Genomic DNA, 15,707 nt, shown 5'->3' on the forward strand with positions numbered 1-15,707 from the left:
GTCCGCGGCCCGGTGGGGGCTGGTCGCGCAGTTCCCCGCGCCCCTGAGATGCGCACTTCGTGCGGCATCTCATCAGAGGCCCCGGGGCGCGGGAGGCGCGCGGAGCACAGCCTCAAGGAGAGGCGGCGCGAAGCGCCTGCCTCAGGGGCGCGGGGAACTGCGCGAGAAGCGGTCACCGGCCGTATCCCGAAAAACGGGCCAGGGGCGCGGGAAGCGGTCACCGGGCCGGGCGTGAAGGACCGTTGCGGGACGCGGATTATGGACTCGGTGCGCTCGGCTTCCCGGTCGGGATTAGGATGTGGCGCTTGTTCGGCCCCCGGGGCCGGACGGCGTCAGGCAGAGCTGGGGCGGAGCCGGACGCGCTCCAGGGATGCGCGGCCCCCGACGTCAGGACCCGATGCCAGCCACGCGCACGAACCCCGAACTCGCCCTGCTCGAAGCGGAGACGACCGAGCGGCCGGAGAACATCGCCCTCTTCACCGGAGGCCGCGCCGCACCACCGCGCACCCTCGTGGACCTGCTCGGCGCGACGACCCGGGCCCACCCCGACGAGCCCGCCCTCGACGACGGCACCCGCCAACTGACGTACCGCGCACTGGCCGCCGCGGTGGAACACCTACGGCGCCGACTCGACGCGGCGGGAGTGGGTCACGGCGACCGCGTCGGCATCCGTCTCCCGAGCGGCACGAACGAACTCTACGTAGCGATCCTGGCGGTCCTCGCCGCGGGCGCGGCCTATGTGCCGGTCGACGCCGAGGACCCCGACGACCGCGCCCACCTGGTCTTCGGCGAGGCGGGGGTGAGGACGGTCATCGGCGCAGGGCACCGCTTCACGGTGGACAAGCCCGCGGACGTCCCCGCCGCACGGCCCGCCCCCGACGACGACGCGTGGATCATCTTCACGTCCGGTTCGACCGGCAAACCCAAGGGCGTCGCCGTCCACCACCGGGCCGCCGCGGCGTTCGTGGACGCGGAGGCCGCGCTGTTCCTCACCGACGACCCGATCGGCCCCGGCGACCGGGTGATGGCCGGTCTCTCCGTCGCCTTCGACGCCTCCTGCGAGGAGATGTGGCTGGCGTGGCGGCACGGCGCCTGCCTGGTGCCGGTGCAGCGGGCCCAGGTGCGCGGCGGCGCCGACCTCGGACCGTGGCTCGTCGAGCAGGAGATCACCGTCATCTCCACCGTGCCGACCCTCGCCGCCCTCTGGGAGCCCGAGGCCCTCGACGACGTCCGGCTCCTGATCTTCGGCGGCGAGGCCTGCCCGCCCGAACTGGCCCGGCGCCTGGTCACGGAGGGCCGCGAGGTGTGGAACACCTACGGCCCCACCGAGACCACCGTCGTCGCCTGCGCCGCCCTGCTGACCGGGGCCGAGCCGGTCAGGATCGGACTGCCGCTGGACGGCTGGGAGTTGGCCGTCGTCGACGATGCCGACCGGCCCGTACCGATGGGCTCCAGCGGCCAGCTGGTCATCGGCGGCACGGGACTGGCCCGCTACCTCGACGCCCGTAAGGACGCCGAGAAGTACGCGCCGCTGGAGTCGCTCGGCTGGCAACGGGCCTATCGCAGCGGTGACCTGGTCAAGGCCGACCCGGAGGGGCTCGTCTTCCTCGGACGCGGCGACGAGCAGATCAAGCTCGGCGGCCGGCGCATCGAACTCGGCGAGGTCGACGCCGCGCTCGCGGCGCTGCCCGGTGTCGCGGGCGCGGCCGCCGCCGTCCGCACGGCCCCCGGCGGCAACCAGCTCCTCGTCGGATACCTCGTCACCCAAGACGGCTTCGACCGCACGGCCGCCCTCGCCCGCCTCCGCGCCGAACTCCCCGCGGCCCTTGTGCCGTTACTGGCCCCCGTCGACGACCTGCCCACCCGCACCTCCGGCAAGGTCGACCGCGACGCGCTGCCCTGGCCGCTGCCCGGCACGGACACCGGCGCCGACGAGGCCGAGCAGCTGTACGGCACCGAGGCCTGGCTCGCCGAGCAGTGGCGCGACATCCTCGGCGTTCCCGTGACCGGCGCCCGCGACGACTTCTTCGCGCTCGGCGGCGGCAGCCTGGCCGCCGCCCGCCTCACCACCCGGCTGCGCACGCGCTACCCGAACGCCGCCGTCATCGACGTCTACGAACGGCCCGTCCTGCGCAAACTGGCCCGCAGGCTGGAGAAGTCCGCGCAGAACGACGGCGCGGCCAGGACCGTCGCCCCCGTGCCGCTCCGCACCCAGGCGGCCCAAACCGCCCTGCTGCTGCCGCTGTTCACCCTCGTAGGACTGCGCTGGACCGTCGCGCTCGCGGCCCTCGGCAACGTCCTGCACCGGCTCGGCCCCTACCCGTGGGCGCCGTCCGCCTCCTGGTGGCTCGTCGCCGTGGGCGCCCTCGTCCTGTACAGCCCGCCCGGCCGCCTGGCCCTCGCGGCGGGCGGCGCCCGGCTGCTCCTGCGCGGCGTCGCACCCGGCACCTATCCGCGCGGCGGCCGGGTCCACCTGCGCCTGTGGACCGCCGAGCGCCTCGCCGAGTACAGCGGCGCGACCTCCCTGACCGGCTCCTGGCTCGAACGGTACGCGCGGGCGCTCGGCGCCCGGATCGGCCCCGACGTCGACCTGCACTCGCTGCCCCCCGTCACCGGCCTGCTCAAGCTGGGCCGCGGCTGCGCCGTCGAGTCCGAGGTCGACCTGTCCGGGCACTGGCTCGACGGCGACCGCCTTGAGATCGGCGCCGTCAGGGTCGGCGCCGCAGCCGTCGTCGGCACCCGCAGCGTCCTCTTCCCGGGCGCCCGGGTCGGCAAGCGGGCCGAGGTCGCCCCCGGCTCGGCCGTGCGCGGACAGCTCCCCACCGGCCAGCGCTGGGCGGGCTCACCCGCCGTCAAACTCGGCAAGGCCCGCCGCGACTGGCCGCGCGAGCGACCCCCGCGCGCCGTGCACTGGCGCGCCATGTACGGCCTGACGGGCAGCACGCTCAGCCTCCTGCCGGTCCTCGCCGCGCTCCCCGCCCTGTGCCTGGCCCGCACCTTCGTGCCCGCCGACGCCGCCCTCGGCGGGGCGGTCCGCGGCGCCCTCTACGCGCTCGTCCCCGCCACCCTGCTCTTCGGCCTCACCTACGCCGCACTGATCCTCGTCGGCGTCCGGCTGCTCAGCCTCGGCCTGCGCACCGGCATCAGCCCCACGCACAGCCGCGTCGGCTGGCAGGCCTGGACCGTCACCCAGCTCATGGACCTGTCCCGGCAGACCCTCTTCCCGCTCTACGCCGGTCTCGTCACTCCCGTCTGGATGCGGCTGCTCGGCATGCGCGTGGGGCGCGGCGCCGAGGTGTCCACCGTGCTCGGACTGCCCGGCCTGACCACGGTGGGGGAGGGCGCCTTCCTCGCCGACGACACGCTGACCGCCCCGTACGAACTCGGCGGCGGCTGGATCCGCGTCGGCCGCGCCGACATCGGGCGGCGGGCCTTCCTCGGCAACTCCGGCATGACCGCGCCCGGCCGCGCCGTCCCCGACGACGGCCTGGTCGGCGTGTTGTCGGCCACGCCCAAGAAGGCCCGCCGGGGCAGCTCCTACCTGGGCCTGCCACCCGTCGAACTGCCCCGCACGGTCGCCGCCGCCGACGACCGCCGCACCTACGCGCCGCCCGCCCGGCTCAAGCTGGCCCGCGCCCTGGTCGAGCTGTGCCGGCTGATCCCCGTGTGCTGCTCGGCGGCGCTCGTCGTCCTCGTGGCCGCGACCCTCACCGCCGCCGCGGCGCACGCCTGGTGGCTCGCGGCGCTGCTGTCCGGCGCTGTCCTGCTCGGCGCCGGGGCGCTCGGGTGCCTCGTCTCCGTCGTCGCCAAGTGGCTGCTCGTCGGCCGGCACCGGCCCGGGCAACACCCGCTGTGGTGCGGATTCGTGTGGCGGGGCGAGCTCGCCGACACCTTCGTCGAGACGGTCGCCGTGCCCTGGCTCGCCGGAGCCGTCCCCGGCACCCCGGTCCTCACCCTGTGGCTGCGCGCCCTCGGCGCGCGGATCGGCCGGGGCGTGTGGTGCGAGACCTACTGGCTCCCGGAGACCGACCTCGTCACCGTAGGGCCCGCCGCGAGCGTCAACCGGGGCTGCGTCCTGCAGACCCACCTCTTCCATGATCGGATCCTGCGGACGGATACTGTGGTTCTCCGTGCGGGAGCCACGCTGGGCCCGGGCGGAATCGTCCTGCCGGGCAGCGAGATCGGAGCCCGTACGACCCTGGGCCCCGCGTCCCTCGTCATGGCCGGCGAGTCGGTACCGGCGGACACCCGCTGGCTGGGCAACCCGATCGAGGCCTGGCGCCCCTGAGGCGGCGGGCCGCTGCCGGCAGCGGCCCGCCGGCGCACCGTACGAGGACAGGGCAGGGGAGCGGACCAGGCGTGAGCGGGCACCACAGAACGGCACCGGACCCCTACTTCCCGGATCACGGAGACACCCGCTTCCGGGTCCACCGCTACGAACTGGCCCTGGACTACCGGCCGGTGCCGAACCGGCTCGCGGGCACCGCCCGGCTCAGCGCGATCGTCGGCCGCGCCCCGCTGACCGAGTTCCAGCTGAACCTGGGCGACTTCCGCATCGACCGCATCCGCGTCGACGGCCGGCCCCCGCACTACACCCTGCGCGGCGGGAAACTGCGCGTGCGCCCCGCCAAGTCCCTGCCCGCGAGCGCCGCGTTCACCGTCGAGGTGCACTACTCCGGCAATCCCAGACCGGTCAACAGCCCCTGGGGCGGCCTCGGTTGGGAGGAGCTGACCGACGGCGCGCTGGTCGCCAGCCAGCCGGTGGGGGCGCCGTCCTGGTACCCGTGCAACGACCGGCCCGCGGACAAGGCCGCGTACCAGATCTCCGTCACCGCCCCGACGGCGTACCAGGTGGTGACCGGTGGCCGGCTGCTGACCCGTACCACCCGGGCCTCCACCACCACCTGGCTCTACGAGCAGCCCGCGCCGACGTCGAGCTATCTGGTCGGCCTGTCCATCGGTAAATTCCAGACGGCGCTGCTCGGCGACCCGGGGCTGAGCGGGGTGCCGCAGACCGGACACTTCCCGGCCCGGCTCCTCGCCGAGTTCTCCCGGGACTTCGCCCGGCAGCCGCAGATGATGGACGTCTTCGAGGAGCTCTTCGGGCCCTACCCCTTCGGCGAGTACGCCGTCGTCGTCACCGACGAGGAACTCGACATCCCCGTCGAGGCGCAGGGGCTGTCGCTCTTCGGCGTCAACCACGTGGACGGCGCCCGCGGCGCGGAGCGGCTGATCGCGCACGAACTCGCCCACCAGTGGTTCGGCAACAGCGTCACCGTCGCCGACTGGCGGCACATCTGGCTCAACGAGGGCCTGGCCAAGTACGCCGAGTGGCTGTGGTCCGAGCGCTCGGGCGCCCACCGCGCCCATGAACTGGCCCTGATCGCCCACCGCTCGCTGAGCAACCAGTCCCAGGACCTCCAACTCGCCGACCCGGGACGCAAGTCGATGTTCGACGACCGCCTCTACGAGCGCGGCGCGCTCACCGTCCACGCGGTCCGGGGCGCCCTCGGCGACGCCGGGTTCTTCCGGATGCTGCGCGAATGGACCGCCGTCCACCGGCACGGGGTGGTCACCACGGAGATGTTCACCGCCCACGCCGCGCGCTACGCACCCCGCCCCCTGGACGACCTCTTCGAGGCGTGGCTGTACGAGAAGCAGCTGCCCCCGCTCGTCTAGGGTCGGGGTATGGATCATGAACCGATGCGCAGCGTCGCCGCGTTCCGCGCGGCGTTCGACGGCAAGGCCGACGCGGAGCGCCCCGAACTGGCCGAGCTGAGGCGCGAGTTGCTGACCGAGGAGGCGCGGGAGGCGGCCGAGGCCCTGACCGACCTCGCCGAGGCCCTGCGCGCCGGCGCCGATCCGGCCGGGCCGTACCGGGCGCTGGCCAAGGAACTCGCCGACGTCCTCTACGTCACCTACGGCGCCGCGGACGCCCTGGGCATCGACCTGCCGGCCGTCTTCGCCGAGGTCCACCGCTCCAACATGAGCAAGCGGGACGCGGACGGCCAGGTGCTGCGCCGGGCCGACGGCAAAGTCCTCAAAGGACCCGGCTACCGGCCGCCGAACCTCGACGGGATCGTCGAGTGGCGGACCTCGGCCGCGGAACGGTGAGGCGTCGGGGCCGTCGTGTTCACGCGGGATGCGGGCCCATGTCGTAGCGCTCCTTGACCAGTTCGAGGTGGAGCCAGCTCTCCACCTCGCGCACCCGCGGCAGCTCCCGCATCTCCTCCAGCGTGGTGCGCACGGCGGCGAAGGACTCGGCGGTGATGGTGCCGACCACCTCGGCGCTCCCCAGGCACGTCGACAGGAACGTCACCCGGGGGAGGGCCGCCGCCCGCCGTGCGGTGTCCGCCGCCGCACCGGCCACCCGCAGGCTGAACCCGCACAGATAGCCCATCCCGAGGACCTCGGGCCGCACCAGCGCGACCACCTGGGCCACGCCGCCGTCGAGGAGGCGCAGCGTGCGTGAGCGGGTCGCGCCCGCCGACAGCCCCACCCGCGCCGCCAGCTCGGCGAACGGCAGCCGGCCGTCCTCCTCCAACTCCGCGAGGATCCGCTCGTCCACGTCGTCCTGCGGTGCGACGGTCGGCTCCTCGGCCGGCAGATACGGGTCCTTCACGTGCCGCGTCGCGATCAGCGGATCCACGGCGCGAACCCCCGGGATCGTCCGGATGTGCTCGATCGTGCGCTCCAGCTCCCCGAACCCCTCCGTCCGCAGCTCCGTCATGATCGACCGGCGACCACTGGTCAGCGTCACGAACGGGGCCGCGGACAGCTCGGCGATCGCCCGCGCGACCGGACCCGCGGCACCCTCCGTGGCGATGGCCAGATGCGCGGAGGCGGTCAGCCGGCGCACGGCGGGATGCGTGATGGCCACGACGCGCACCGCGCCCGACTCCCGCAGCCGCTGCACCCGCATCCGGGCCGCGGGCCGGGACAGGCCCACCCGCTGGGCCAGCGTCTCGTAGGTCAGCCGCCCGTCGGTCTGCAGCTCGCGCACGATCGCCAGGTCGGTCTCGTCGAGATCCACGGGTCGGTCCCCTCGGTCAGCGGTTCGGCCCGGCCGTGGCGCGGCCGGGGTCTGGGGTCATTCTCGGACAGCTCACGGAGCACACAGCCGTACCGTCGGAGGTGGACAAGAGTGACAGTCGAAACGTAAGTTTCATTCCCATGTTGCGATCGAATCATTCCTGGAGGACGGTGTGACGCGCCCCGTCGCCGTGATCACCGACACGGCCGAGCTCGACCCCGAGCCGGGCCTGCGCCTGCTGTCCGAGGCCGGTTTCGACGCCCGCCTCGTCGGCAGCCGCGACCCGGAGGCCATCGCCGCCGCCGCGCACGACGCCGTCGCGCTGATCGTCGGGTACGCGCGGATCGACGCGGCGCTGCTCGACCGGCTGCCCGCCGTGCGGATGCTCGCCACCATGTCCGCGGGGATCGACATGATCGACGTACCGGAGGCCGAGCGGCGCGGCCTGTGGGTGGCCAACCTCCCGGACGCGGCCACCGAGGACGTCGCCGTGCACGCCCTCGCCCAGGCGCTCGCGCTCGTCCGCCGTCTGCCGCAGGCCGACGCCCTGGTCCGGGGCGGCGGCTGGAGCGACGACTTCACCGAAGTGCCGCGCCGCGCGAGTGAGCTGACGCTCGGTCTCCTCGGCTTCGGCCGGATCGCCCGCACCCTCGCCCGCGTCGCCGCCCCGCTCTTCGGCCGCGTCATCGCGCACGACCCGCACGCCACCGGCCGGCCCGAAGGCGTCGAGCCGGTCGACCTCGACACCCTGATCGCCGACGCGGACGTGCTCTCCCTGCACATCCCGTCCACCCCGCGGACCAAGGGCATGATCGACGGGCCGCTCCTGGCCCGGATGCGACCCGGCAGCGTCCTCGTGAACGTCGCCCGGGGCGACCTCGTCGACCCCGGCGCGCTGCTCACCGCCCTCGACGACGGCCCGCTCGCCGGCGCCGCCCTCGACGTCTTCCCCACCGAGCCGCCCGCCGACGACGACCCGCTGCGCGCCCACCCCCGCCTGCTGCTCTCCCCGCACAGCGCCTTCCTCACCGACGCGTCGCTGCACGCCTACGCCACCGACCCCGCGCGCAACGTCATCGCCTGGTGGACCACCGGCCGCCCGAACACCCCGGTGACCGGCCCGGCCACCGCCCCCACCCCCGGCACCACACCCCGGCAAGGAGCCCCCGCGTGACCGACATCCTCACCACCCCCGCCCCGGCCGCCGACGCCGCCGCCGAGGAACTGCGCCTGCGCCGCGAACTCGCCGCCGTCTACCGGCTCGTCGCGCACTTCCGCATGACCGACCTGATCTTCACCCACATCTCGCAGCGGCTGCCGGGCCCCGACCACCACTTCCTCATCAACCCCTACGGGCTGCTCTTCGAGGAGATCACCGCCTCGAACCTGGTCAAGATCGACCTCGACGGCAACCCCGTCGAGCCGACGCCGCACCCCGTCAACCCGGCCGGATTCGTCATCCACAGCGCGATCCACAAGGCCCGCGCCGACGCGCACTGCGTGCTGCACACCCACACCAAGGCGGGCTGCGCCGTCGCCGCGCAGCAGGGCGGGCTGCTGCCGGTCAACCAGATGTCGATGGAGTTCCACAACCGCGTCGGCTACCACGACTACGAGGGCGTCGCCCTCAACCTCGACGAGCAGGAGCGCCTCGTCGCCGACCTCGGCGGCCACCCCGCGCTCATCCTGCGCAACCACGGCCTGCTGACCGTCGGCGACAGCGCCAAGCAGGCGTTCCTGCGCATGTACTACCTGGAGAAGGCCTGCGAGATCCAGGTCACCGCCCAGGCCGGCGGCGCCCCGCTGATCCTCCCCTCGGACCAGGTCGCCGAGTACACCGCCCAGCAGCTCACCGGCGAGGGCGACGCGGCCTCCGACTTCGAGGACCACGACGCCTACGACCTGGCCTGGGGCGCGCTGCTGCGTCTCGTCGAGCGGGTGGCGCCCGACTACAAGGACTGAGCCGTCAGGGGTGGGCCTGCCGCCACGCCGCCATCGACGCGTCCCATTCGTCGCCTGACAGCGCCGTCAGGGAGGCGGGGAACAGGCCGTCCTCCTCCTTGGCGATGTGCCGACGCAACTCGTGCACCGCCTCGGTGAACACGGCGACGTCGGCGGCCGCGGTCAGGTCGAGCGCCGGGAGCAGTGCCGCGAGCTCCCGGTGCTCGGCCTCCAGGGCCGCGATGTACTCCGCGTACTCGGGGTCCCCGCTCATGACACGGAACAGGCCCTCCTCCTCGCCCCGCCAGTGCGCGGCCAGTTCCCCCGCCATCCGGTCCACGAGGACGCGCGCGGCGGCCGGATCGCCGCGGTCGAGCGCGCGCAGCGCGTCCCCCGCGGTGTCGGTGACACGCTCGTGCTCGGCGATGAACTCCTTGATGAGCGGGATGTCCCGGCAGCCGCAGTAATGGCACATACGGTCAGTTTCCCCGCAGGCGGCCGCCCGCCGGCGCATGGCCGCGCCGCAGCGCCAGCAGACACGAGTCGTCCTCCTGCGGCGCGGGCAGCAGCTCCGCGCTGACCGTGTCCACCAACTGCTGCGGCGACAGACGGGCGTGCCGCTCCACCGCGCCGAGCAGCGCGGCAAGCCCCTCGGTGATGTCCTCGTCGCGGCGCTCCACCAGGCCGTCCGTGCACATCAGCACCGTGTCGCCGTCGCGCAGCGACAGCTCGGCCGCCCGGTACGTCACCTCCGGCAGCACCCCGAGCAGCAGCCCGGTGGCCTCGTCCAGCAGGCTCGCCCTCCCGTCGCGCAGCAGCACCGGCGGCAGATGCCCCGCGCACACCCAGCGCAACAGCCCCCGGTCGGGGTGGTAGCGGCAGACGACCGCGGTGGCGGTGCCGTCCATGCCGTTGTCGAAGGTGATGCGGTTCAGCCAGGCGGTGAGCGCCTCCACCGGCTGCCCGGTGTGGGCGAGCCCCGCGAGACCGCCGCGCAGGGCCGCCATCCGGGCCACCGCGTCGAGCCCGTGGCCCGCGGCGTCGCCGAGCGCGTACAGCACCCGCCCGTCCTGCAGAGGTTGCACGTTGTACCAGTCGCCGCCGATCGACGACCGGGTCTCGGCGGGCCGGTACGCGACGGCGGAGGTCACGCCCTGCACGGTGATCTCGGGCGGATGGGAGGGCAGGACCGCCTCGCGCAGCCGGGCCGCGACCCGGGCCTCGGCGTCCGCCCGCTGCCGCCGCCGCTCCGCCTCGTCCACCGCCGCGTCCAGCTGCACCCGCCGCAGATACGACTTCGACCTGTCCCGTACGAGGGCCTGCACACCCCACACCGGACCGCTCGCCGCCCGCAGCGGCTCCAGCGTGAAGCGGATGTGCCGGGTGTCCTCGCCGAGGCGCAGCCGCAGATCCAGCTCCACCGGAAGCCCGGACAGGACGTGCTCCAGGGCCACCCGGAACGCGGTCCGGTCCTCCGGCACCAGCCTGTGGGCCAGCTCGCCCAGCGTGAGCGGCGCGTCCCCCGGCGACCTGTCGAAGATCACGTACAGGCCGGGTGACCAGTCGCTGTGCCCCGAGGCCAGTTCCCACTCGCCCCAGCCGATGAGGCCCTGCTCCTGGACCCGGTCGCTGATCAGCTCGTGCCGGCGGGCCGTGCCGTCGAAGGTCACCACCACATGGCCGCGATAACGCGTCGCGGTGATCCGCAGCCGCCGGTGCAGCGGCTCGCCCCCGACCAGCAGGGTCGCGTCCCAGTCGCGGCCGGTCACCGCCTCCCCGGTGGCCAGGACCTGCCGCAGCGCCGTGAAGAGCCCGGACGCCTCCGACGACGGCTGGGACACGGTGAGCAGCTGCCCGTGGCGGGGCCGGGAGCGCGACGCCAGGGCCCGGCCCGCCGCGTTCACGGCCACGTCCACGAAGTCCACGACCTGCCCCGTCGCGTCCGTCACCGGGGCGAACACCACGGTCGGCTCGACGGACGCGTCCGCCACGGCCTGCGCCCAGTCCGGCGGGTCCACCGGCAGCTCGGACGCGGTCAGGGCGGCCTCGCGCACCGCTTCCCCGCCCAGGAGCCGGAATGAGTGCCGCAGCGCCTCGCGCGCCTGCCGCGACAGCAGCGCGTCGATCGCGGTCAGCTCCGGCGGGGCGGGCGGGTCCGGTGGGCCGGGTGCCGCCTGGGCCATGGTGGTTCCTCCGGGTGTCCGGTGGGGCGCGCACGGGGCGCGTCCCTCCAGTTGACCTTGGACCGGGGCCGCGCGCACACCGGCGGCGGCCGGACCCGGGCGGCGGACGGGAAAACCGGGTGCTCACCGGCCGGTGCGCCGGGTAGCCTCGCCCGCCGGATCACCGGCCAGGGAAAGGCGTCCATGACGACCCCGAGCAAGCTGCACGACGACGAGCCGGACATCGACCACGCGCTGGTCGCGGGGCTGATCGCCGACCAGTTCCCGCAGTGGGCCGGTCTGCCGCTGCGCCACCTGGCGACGGACGGCACCTCGAACATGCTGTTCCGGCTCGGCGACGGCCTGGTCGTACGGATGCCGCGCACCCCGGGGTCCGCGGCCGACGTCCCGGGGGAGGCGCACTGGCTGCGACGGCTCGGCCCCGCCCTGCCCGTCGCGGTGCCGGAGCCGGCCGCCACGGGGGAACCCGGACGTGGGTATCCGTGGCCGTGGGCCGTCCACCGGTGGATCGACGGCGTGCTGCCGGAGGTGGGTACCGGGGGACAGCCCGCGGCGCTCGCCCAGGACGTGGCCGATTTCGTACGGGCCCTGTGGCGCGCCGACACCACCGGCGCCCCGGCGGCGGACCGGGGCAAGCCGCTCGCCCCGCGCGACGCCGCGACCCGCGCCGCGATCGAGCAGCTCGACGGCGTCCTCGACCCGGCCGCGGCGCTCGCCCTGTGGGAGAGCGCGCTCGCCGCGCCCCGCCGGGACGGCCCCGACGTGTGGCTGCACGGCGACCTGGAGCCGGGGAACGTGCTGGTCGACGCGGACAGCGGACGGCTCGCCGCCGTCATCGACTTCGGCTGTACGGGCGTCGGGGACCCGGCGGTGGACCTGATCGTCGCCTGGTACGTGCTCGACGAGGGCCTGCGCGACACCTTCCGCGCGGCCGTCGGCTGCGACGAGGCCACCTGGACGCGCGGCCGCGGCTGGGCGCTCAGCATCGCCGTGCTCGAACTGTCCTACTACCGGGGCCGCAACGCCTTCATGTTCGACACCGCGGCACGGGTCGTCGGCCGGCTCCTCGGCTGACCCGTACCGCGCGGGTTCAGGCCGTCCGGCCGTCCACGCTCACCGACGCGTCGCGCTGCTGCGGGATCAGGACCTGCGGGCTGCCCTGTGTGATGGCCACCTGCCGCACCGGCGACGGGACCCTGATGCCCTCCGCGCGGAAGCGCTGGTGCAGCCGCTTGATGAACTCGTGCTTGATCCGGTACTGGTCGCTGAACTCGCCGACGCCCAGGATCACGTTGAAGCTGATCCGCGAGTCGCCGAACGTGTGGAAGCGGACCAGCGGCTCGTGCTCCGGCACCGCGCCCTCGACGTCCTTCATCACCTCGGCGACGACCTCCACCGTGACCCGCTCGACCTGCTCCAGGTCGCTGTCGTAGCCGACGCCCGCGAGCACGGTCAGGGTCATCTCCTGTTCCGGTCGGCTGAAGTTGGTCATGTTCGTGCCCGACAGCTGGGTGTTCGGGATGATCACGAGGTTGTTGGAGAGCTGGCGCACCACCGTGTTGCGCCAGTTGATGTCGACGACATAGCCCTCCTCGCCGCTGCTGAGCCGGATGTAGTCGCCGGGCTGCACGGTCTTGGACGCCAGGATGTGCACGCCGGCGAAGAGGTTCGCGAGGGTGTCCTGGAGCGCGAGCGCCACCGCCAGACCGCCGACACCGAGGGCGGTGAGCAGAGGCGCGATCGAGATGCCGAGCGTCTGCAGCACGACGAGGAAGCCCATCGCCAGCACCACGACGCGGGTGATGTTCACGAAGATCGTCGCGGAGCCGGCCACCGCGGCGCGGGACTGGGCCACGGTGCGGACCAGGCCGGTGATGACCCGGGCCGCCGTCAGCGTCGCCGCGACGATCACGAACGCCGTCAGCACCGTGTTCACCGTGCGGCCGGTGCGCGCGGTGAGGGGCAGCACCTCGGCCGCCACCGCGGCGCCGCCGGCCACCGCCGTCCAGGGAACGAGGGTGCGCAGGGCGTCCACGATCACGTCGTCGCCGCCCCAGCGGGTGCGGGCCGCTCTGACGCCGAGCCAGCGCAGCAGCATCCGCAGCACGAGCCCGGCCAGGAGTCCGCCGCACAGTGCCGCGCCGGCGAGGATCAGGTCGTGGAGGTCGGCGGCGCGGGTCATCTCTCACCTCCGGTGCGGGGGAAACCGGCGGTGGGGGCGCATATGTGATGTTTCGTCAAGTGACACCTGCTAGTCGGGGAACCGGACCTGGCTCATCCTGCCGCACCCGCCTGAACAGGCCCGTTGCCGGGTACCGGTTGCGCCGTGGCCGGCCGCGCAGTTCCCCGCGCCCCTGGGGAAGGCTGCGCGAAGCGCATGCCTTCAGGGGTGCGGGGAACTGCGCGACCAGCCCCCACCGGGCCGCGGACGACAGCGTGCCCCCTCAATCGACCCGCACCACACACCCCGTCCGAGCCGATTCGTACGCCGCCGAGACGACGCGCACGGCACGCAACCCCGCCGCCCCGTCCGTCACGCCCACCACCCCCTCCCCGAACAGGAACGCCCGCAGCATCAGCCGGTCCAGATCGACCCCGTACGGAATCTCCACCCCACCACGGCCCCGCTCGTCGAACCCGAACACCTTCTGGTCGAACGCGTTCATCTCCAGAACGGCCCGCTCCCCGACCACCTGCATCGAGAGCCCGCCCCACGCCGGGTGATGCCGGGGCTGGCTCCAGCTGCAGTCCAGGGTGAGGACGGCCCCGTTCGCGTACGTGAGGGTGAGCAGCCCCGCCGTCTCCACGGGCACATCGCCCTCGGCCTCGTACAGCACGTTGTTGGTCTGCGCGTAGACCGACGTCACCGCACTGGCCTCGAAGAGGTCGTCGAGCAGGTCCACGACGTGCACGGTGTGGTCCATGAGGGCGCCGCCGCCGGCGAGCCGCGGATCGACGAACCAGCGGCGCCGCGCCCCGGGCATGTACCCGTTGTTGGCGCCGGCCACCGCGAGAACGGCACCGGCGGTACCCGCCCGCACGGCGTCCCGCACCGCCAGATAGGCCGGACTGAACCGGACCGGATGCGCGACGGCGAGCCGCACCCCGGCCGCCCGGCACGCCTCGACCATGGCGGCGCCGTCCTCGCGCGTGGTGGCGAGCGGCTTCTCGCACAGGACATCGACCCCGTGCGCGGCGGCCCGTTCGACCAGCGGCCGGTGCCGTACGTTCTCCGCGCAGACCACGACCTTGTCCGGCCCCCAGGCGAACAACTCCTCGTAGGTGTCCACGTATCCGACGCCGAGGTGCGCCGCGAACTCCTTGCCGCGCACCTCGCCCGGCGCCGCCAGATCCGTGTCCGGGTCGGAGGTCAGTACCTCCACGCCGTCCATGGCGGCCAGTTGGCGCGCGAACCCGCCCGCGTGGATGTGCGCGAACGACAGCACACCCACCTTCAGATCCGTGGTCCGATCCGTCGTCTCCGTCACAGCCCGGCCTCCTCGGTCACCTTCGGGTCAGCGCATTCGACAGGTTCACCGGTGCGGGCCGACTCGGCCGCCGCCACCGCGATCCGCACCGCCTCGACCCCGTCCCGCGCCGACACCCGGGGCGCGGGCCCGCCCGTGACGGCGGCGGCGAACTCCCGCAGCTCGGTGAGATAGGGGCTCTCCGTCAGCGGGCTCCGGGGGATCCCCTCGCCGCGCGGACGCTGCCCCTGGGCCAGCACGCGGAAGCCGGTGGCGGCGGTCGAGTCGTGTTCGAGGATCCCGTCGGGCCCGGCGGCCCTGAACGTCGTACGGAACGGAAGGTCCGGCGGCCCCCACACTCCGAGGACGTGGCTGACCGCGCCGGACGCGTGGGTGAGGACGACGGTGCCGGTGGTCACGGCGCCCTCCGGCGGATCCGGCGCCTGGTGGCCGCGGACCTGGGCGTGCACCCGGACGACGTCGCCCGCGAGCAGCCGCGCGATGTCGAGGTCGTGGATCATCTGGTCGACGAGGATGCCGCCGGACAGCGACGGATCGGCGAACCAGGGCGCCCACGTCGGGAAGCGGCCGGAGCGGGTCAGGCGCAGCACCGCGGGGGTGCCGATCCGGCCCGCCGCCACGGCATCGGTGAGCGCCGCGTACGCGGGGAAGTAGCGGACGACGTGCGCCGGGAGGAGCAGCACCCCGGCGGCCTCGGCCGCGTTTGCCATTTCCTGGGCCTCGACGACGGTGAGCGCGAGCGGCTTCTCGCACACCACGTGCCGGCCCGCGGCGATCGCGTCGAGGGCGAGCGCGTGATGCGTGAAGGTGGGCGTGCACACGTCGACGACGGTGCTGCGGTCGAGGAGGTCCGGGAGTGAGTGGACGGCCCGCACGTCGAACTCGGCGTACTGGGAGGCGAGGTGGTCCGCGTTGCCGTCGGTGGACAGGATCGTGACGCGCGCGCCGAGCGCGGTCCAGGCGGGCAGATGCGCTCGGGCGATGCCGCCCGCGCCGATCAGTCCCACGTCGAGGTCTGCCATGAACGTCCTTTCGGGAAGGGCGGATTCAAGCGTTGTACGA

The 15,707-nt window shown here is 74.0% G+C and carries 12 protein-coding genes; 6 read left to right on the forward strand and 6 right to left on the reverse strand.

What is annotated here, in order from left to right; translation table 11 throughout:
• The first annotated feature begins 397 nt into the window (after positions 1 to 397).
• The 3 genes from K377_RS02130 to K377_RS02140 all read left to right on the forward strand — a co-directional run bounded on the left by K377_RS02130 (position 398) and on the right by K377_RS02140 (position 6,114).
• On the forward strand, positions 398 to 4,288 hold the full coding sequence (locus K377_RS02130; RefSeq protein ID WP_111661323.1) for a Pls/PosA family non-ribosomal peptide synthetase: 3,891 nt from the start codon (positions 398 to 400) through the stop codon (positions 4,286 to 4,288).
• A 71-nt stretch (positions 4,289 to 4,359) separates the two neighbouring features.
• Positions 4,360 to 5,679 carry a M1 family metallopeptidase gene (locus tag K377_RS02135; protein WP_111661324.1) on the forward strand — a complete coding sequence of 440 codons (1,320 nt, stop codon included), beginning with the start codon at positions 4,360 to 4,362 and terminating at the stop codon, positions 5,677 to 5,679.
• Positions 5,680 to 5,688: 9 nt separating this feature from the next.
• Positions 5,689 to 6,114 (forward strand): MazG nucleotide pyrophosphohydrolase domain-containing protein, encoded by a 426-nt coding sequence (locus K377_RS02140; protein ID WP_111661325.1) that lies wholly within the window; start codon positions 5,689 to 5,691, stop codon positions 6,112 to 6,114.
• A gap of 19 nt (positions 6,115 to 6,133) precedes the next feature.
• On the opposite strand, the gene K377_RS02145 is transcribed toward K377_RS02140, so the two are convergent.
• Complete coding sequence (locus K377_RS02145; RefSeq protein ID WP_111661326.1) at positions 6,134 to 7,033, reverse strand: Lrp/AsnC family transcriptional regulator; 900 nt, start codon at positions 7,031 to 7,033, stop codon at positions 6,134 to 6,136.
• Positions 7,034 to 7,205: 172 nt separating this feature from the next.
• Between K377_RS02145 and K377_RS02150 the strand changes: the two genes are divergently transcribed.
• Complete coding sequence (locus K377_RS02150) at positions 7,206 to 8,207, forward strand: C-terminal binding protein (RefSeq protein WP_111661327.1); 1,002 nt, start codon at positions 7,206 to 7,208, stop codon at positions 8,205 to 8,207.
• Positions 8,204 to 8,995, forward strand: coding sequence for a class II aldolase/adducin family protein (locus K377_RS02155; protein WP_111661328.1), 792 nt, complete (start codon positions 8,204 to 8,206; stop codon positions 8,993 to 8,995). Before K377_RS02150 ends, K377_RS02155 begins: the two co-directional genes overlap by 4 nt.
• A 4-nt stretch (positions 8,996 to 8,999) precedes the next feature.
• Here the strand turns inward: K377_RS02155 and K377_RS02160 are convergent, their stop codons facing one another.
• On the reverse strand, positions 9,000 to 9,449 hold the full coding sequence (locus tag K377_RS02160) for a hemerythrin domain-containing protein (protein WP_111661329.1): 450 nt from the start codon (positions 9,447 to 9,449) through the stop codon (positions 9,000 to 9,002).
• A gap of 4 nt (positions 9,450 to 9,453) precedes the next feature.
• Entirely contained in the window at positions 9,454 to 11,157 is a 1,704-nt protein-coding gene (locus tag K377_RS02165) for a PP2C family protein-serine/threonine phosphatase (RefSeq protein WP_111661330.1), read from the reverse strand.
• Positions 11,158 to 11,340: 183 nt separating this feature from the next.
• Here K377_RS02165 and K377_RS02170 point away from each other — a divergent pair, with 183 nt between their 5' ends.
• On the forward strand, positions 11,341 to 12,231 hold the full coding sequence (locus K377_RS02170) for an aminoglycoside phosphotransferase family protein (RefSeq protein WP_181512456.1): 891 nt from the start codon (positions 11,341 to 11,343) through the stop codon (positions 12,229 to 12,231).
• Between the two features lie 16 nt (positions 12,232 to 12,247).
• On the opposite strand, the gene K377_RS02175 is transcribed toward K377_RS02170, so the two are convergent.
• The 3 genes from K377_RS02175 to K377_RS02185 form a co-directional block, all read right to left on the reverse strand.
• Entirely contained in the window at positions 12,248 to 13,339 is a 1,092-nt protein-coding gene (locus K377_RS02175) for a mechanosensitive ion channel family protein (protein WP_111661331.1), read from the reverse strand.
• Between the two features lie 262 nt (positions 13,340 to 13,601).
• Complete coding sequence (locus tag K377_RS02180) at positions 13,602 to 14,645, reverse strand: Gfo/Idh/MocA family protein (RefSeq protein WP_258394950.1); 1,044 nt, start codon at positions 14,643 to 14,645, stop codon at positions 13,602 to 13,604.
• A complete protein-coding gene (locus K377_RS02185) occupies positions 14,642 to 15,667 on the reverse strand; it encodes a Gfo/Idh/MocA family protein (protein WP_111661332.1) in 1,026 nt (341 codons plus the stop codon). The genes K377_RS02180 and K377_RS02185 overlap by 4 nt, the downstream gene beginning before the upstream one ends.
• Between the last annotated feature and the right edge of the window lie 40 nt (positions 15,668 to 15,707).

This window comes from Streptomyces sp. PsTaAH-137 (assembly GCF_003259365.1).
GTDB lineage: Bacteria > Actinomycetota > Actinomycetes > Streptomycetales > Streptomycetaceae > Streptomyces.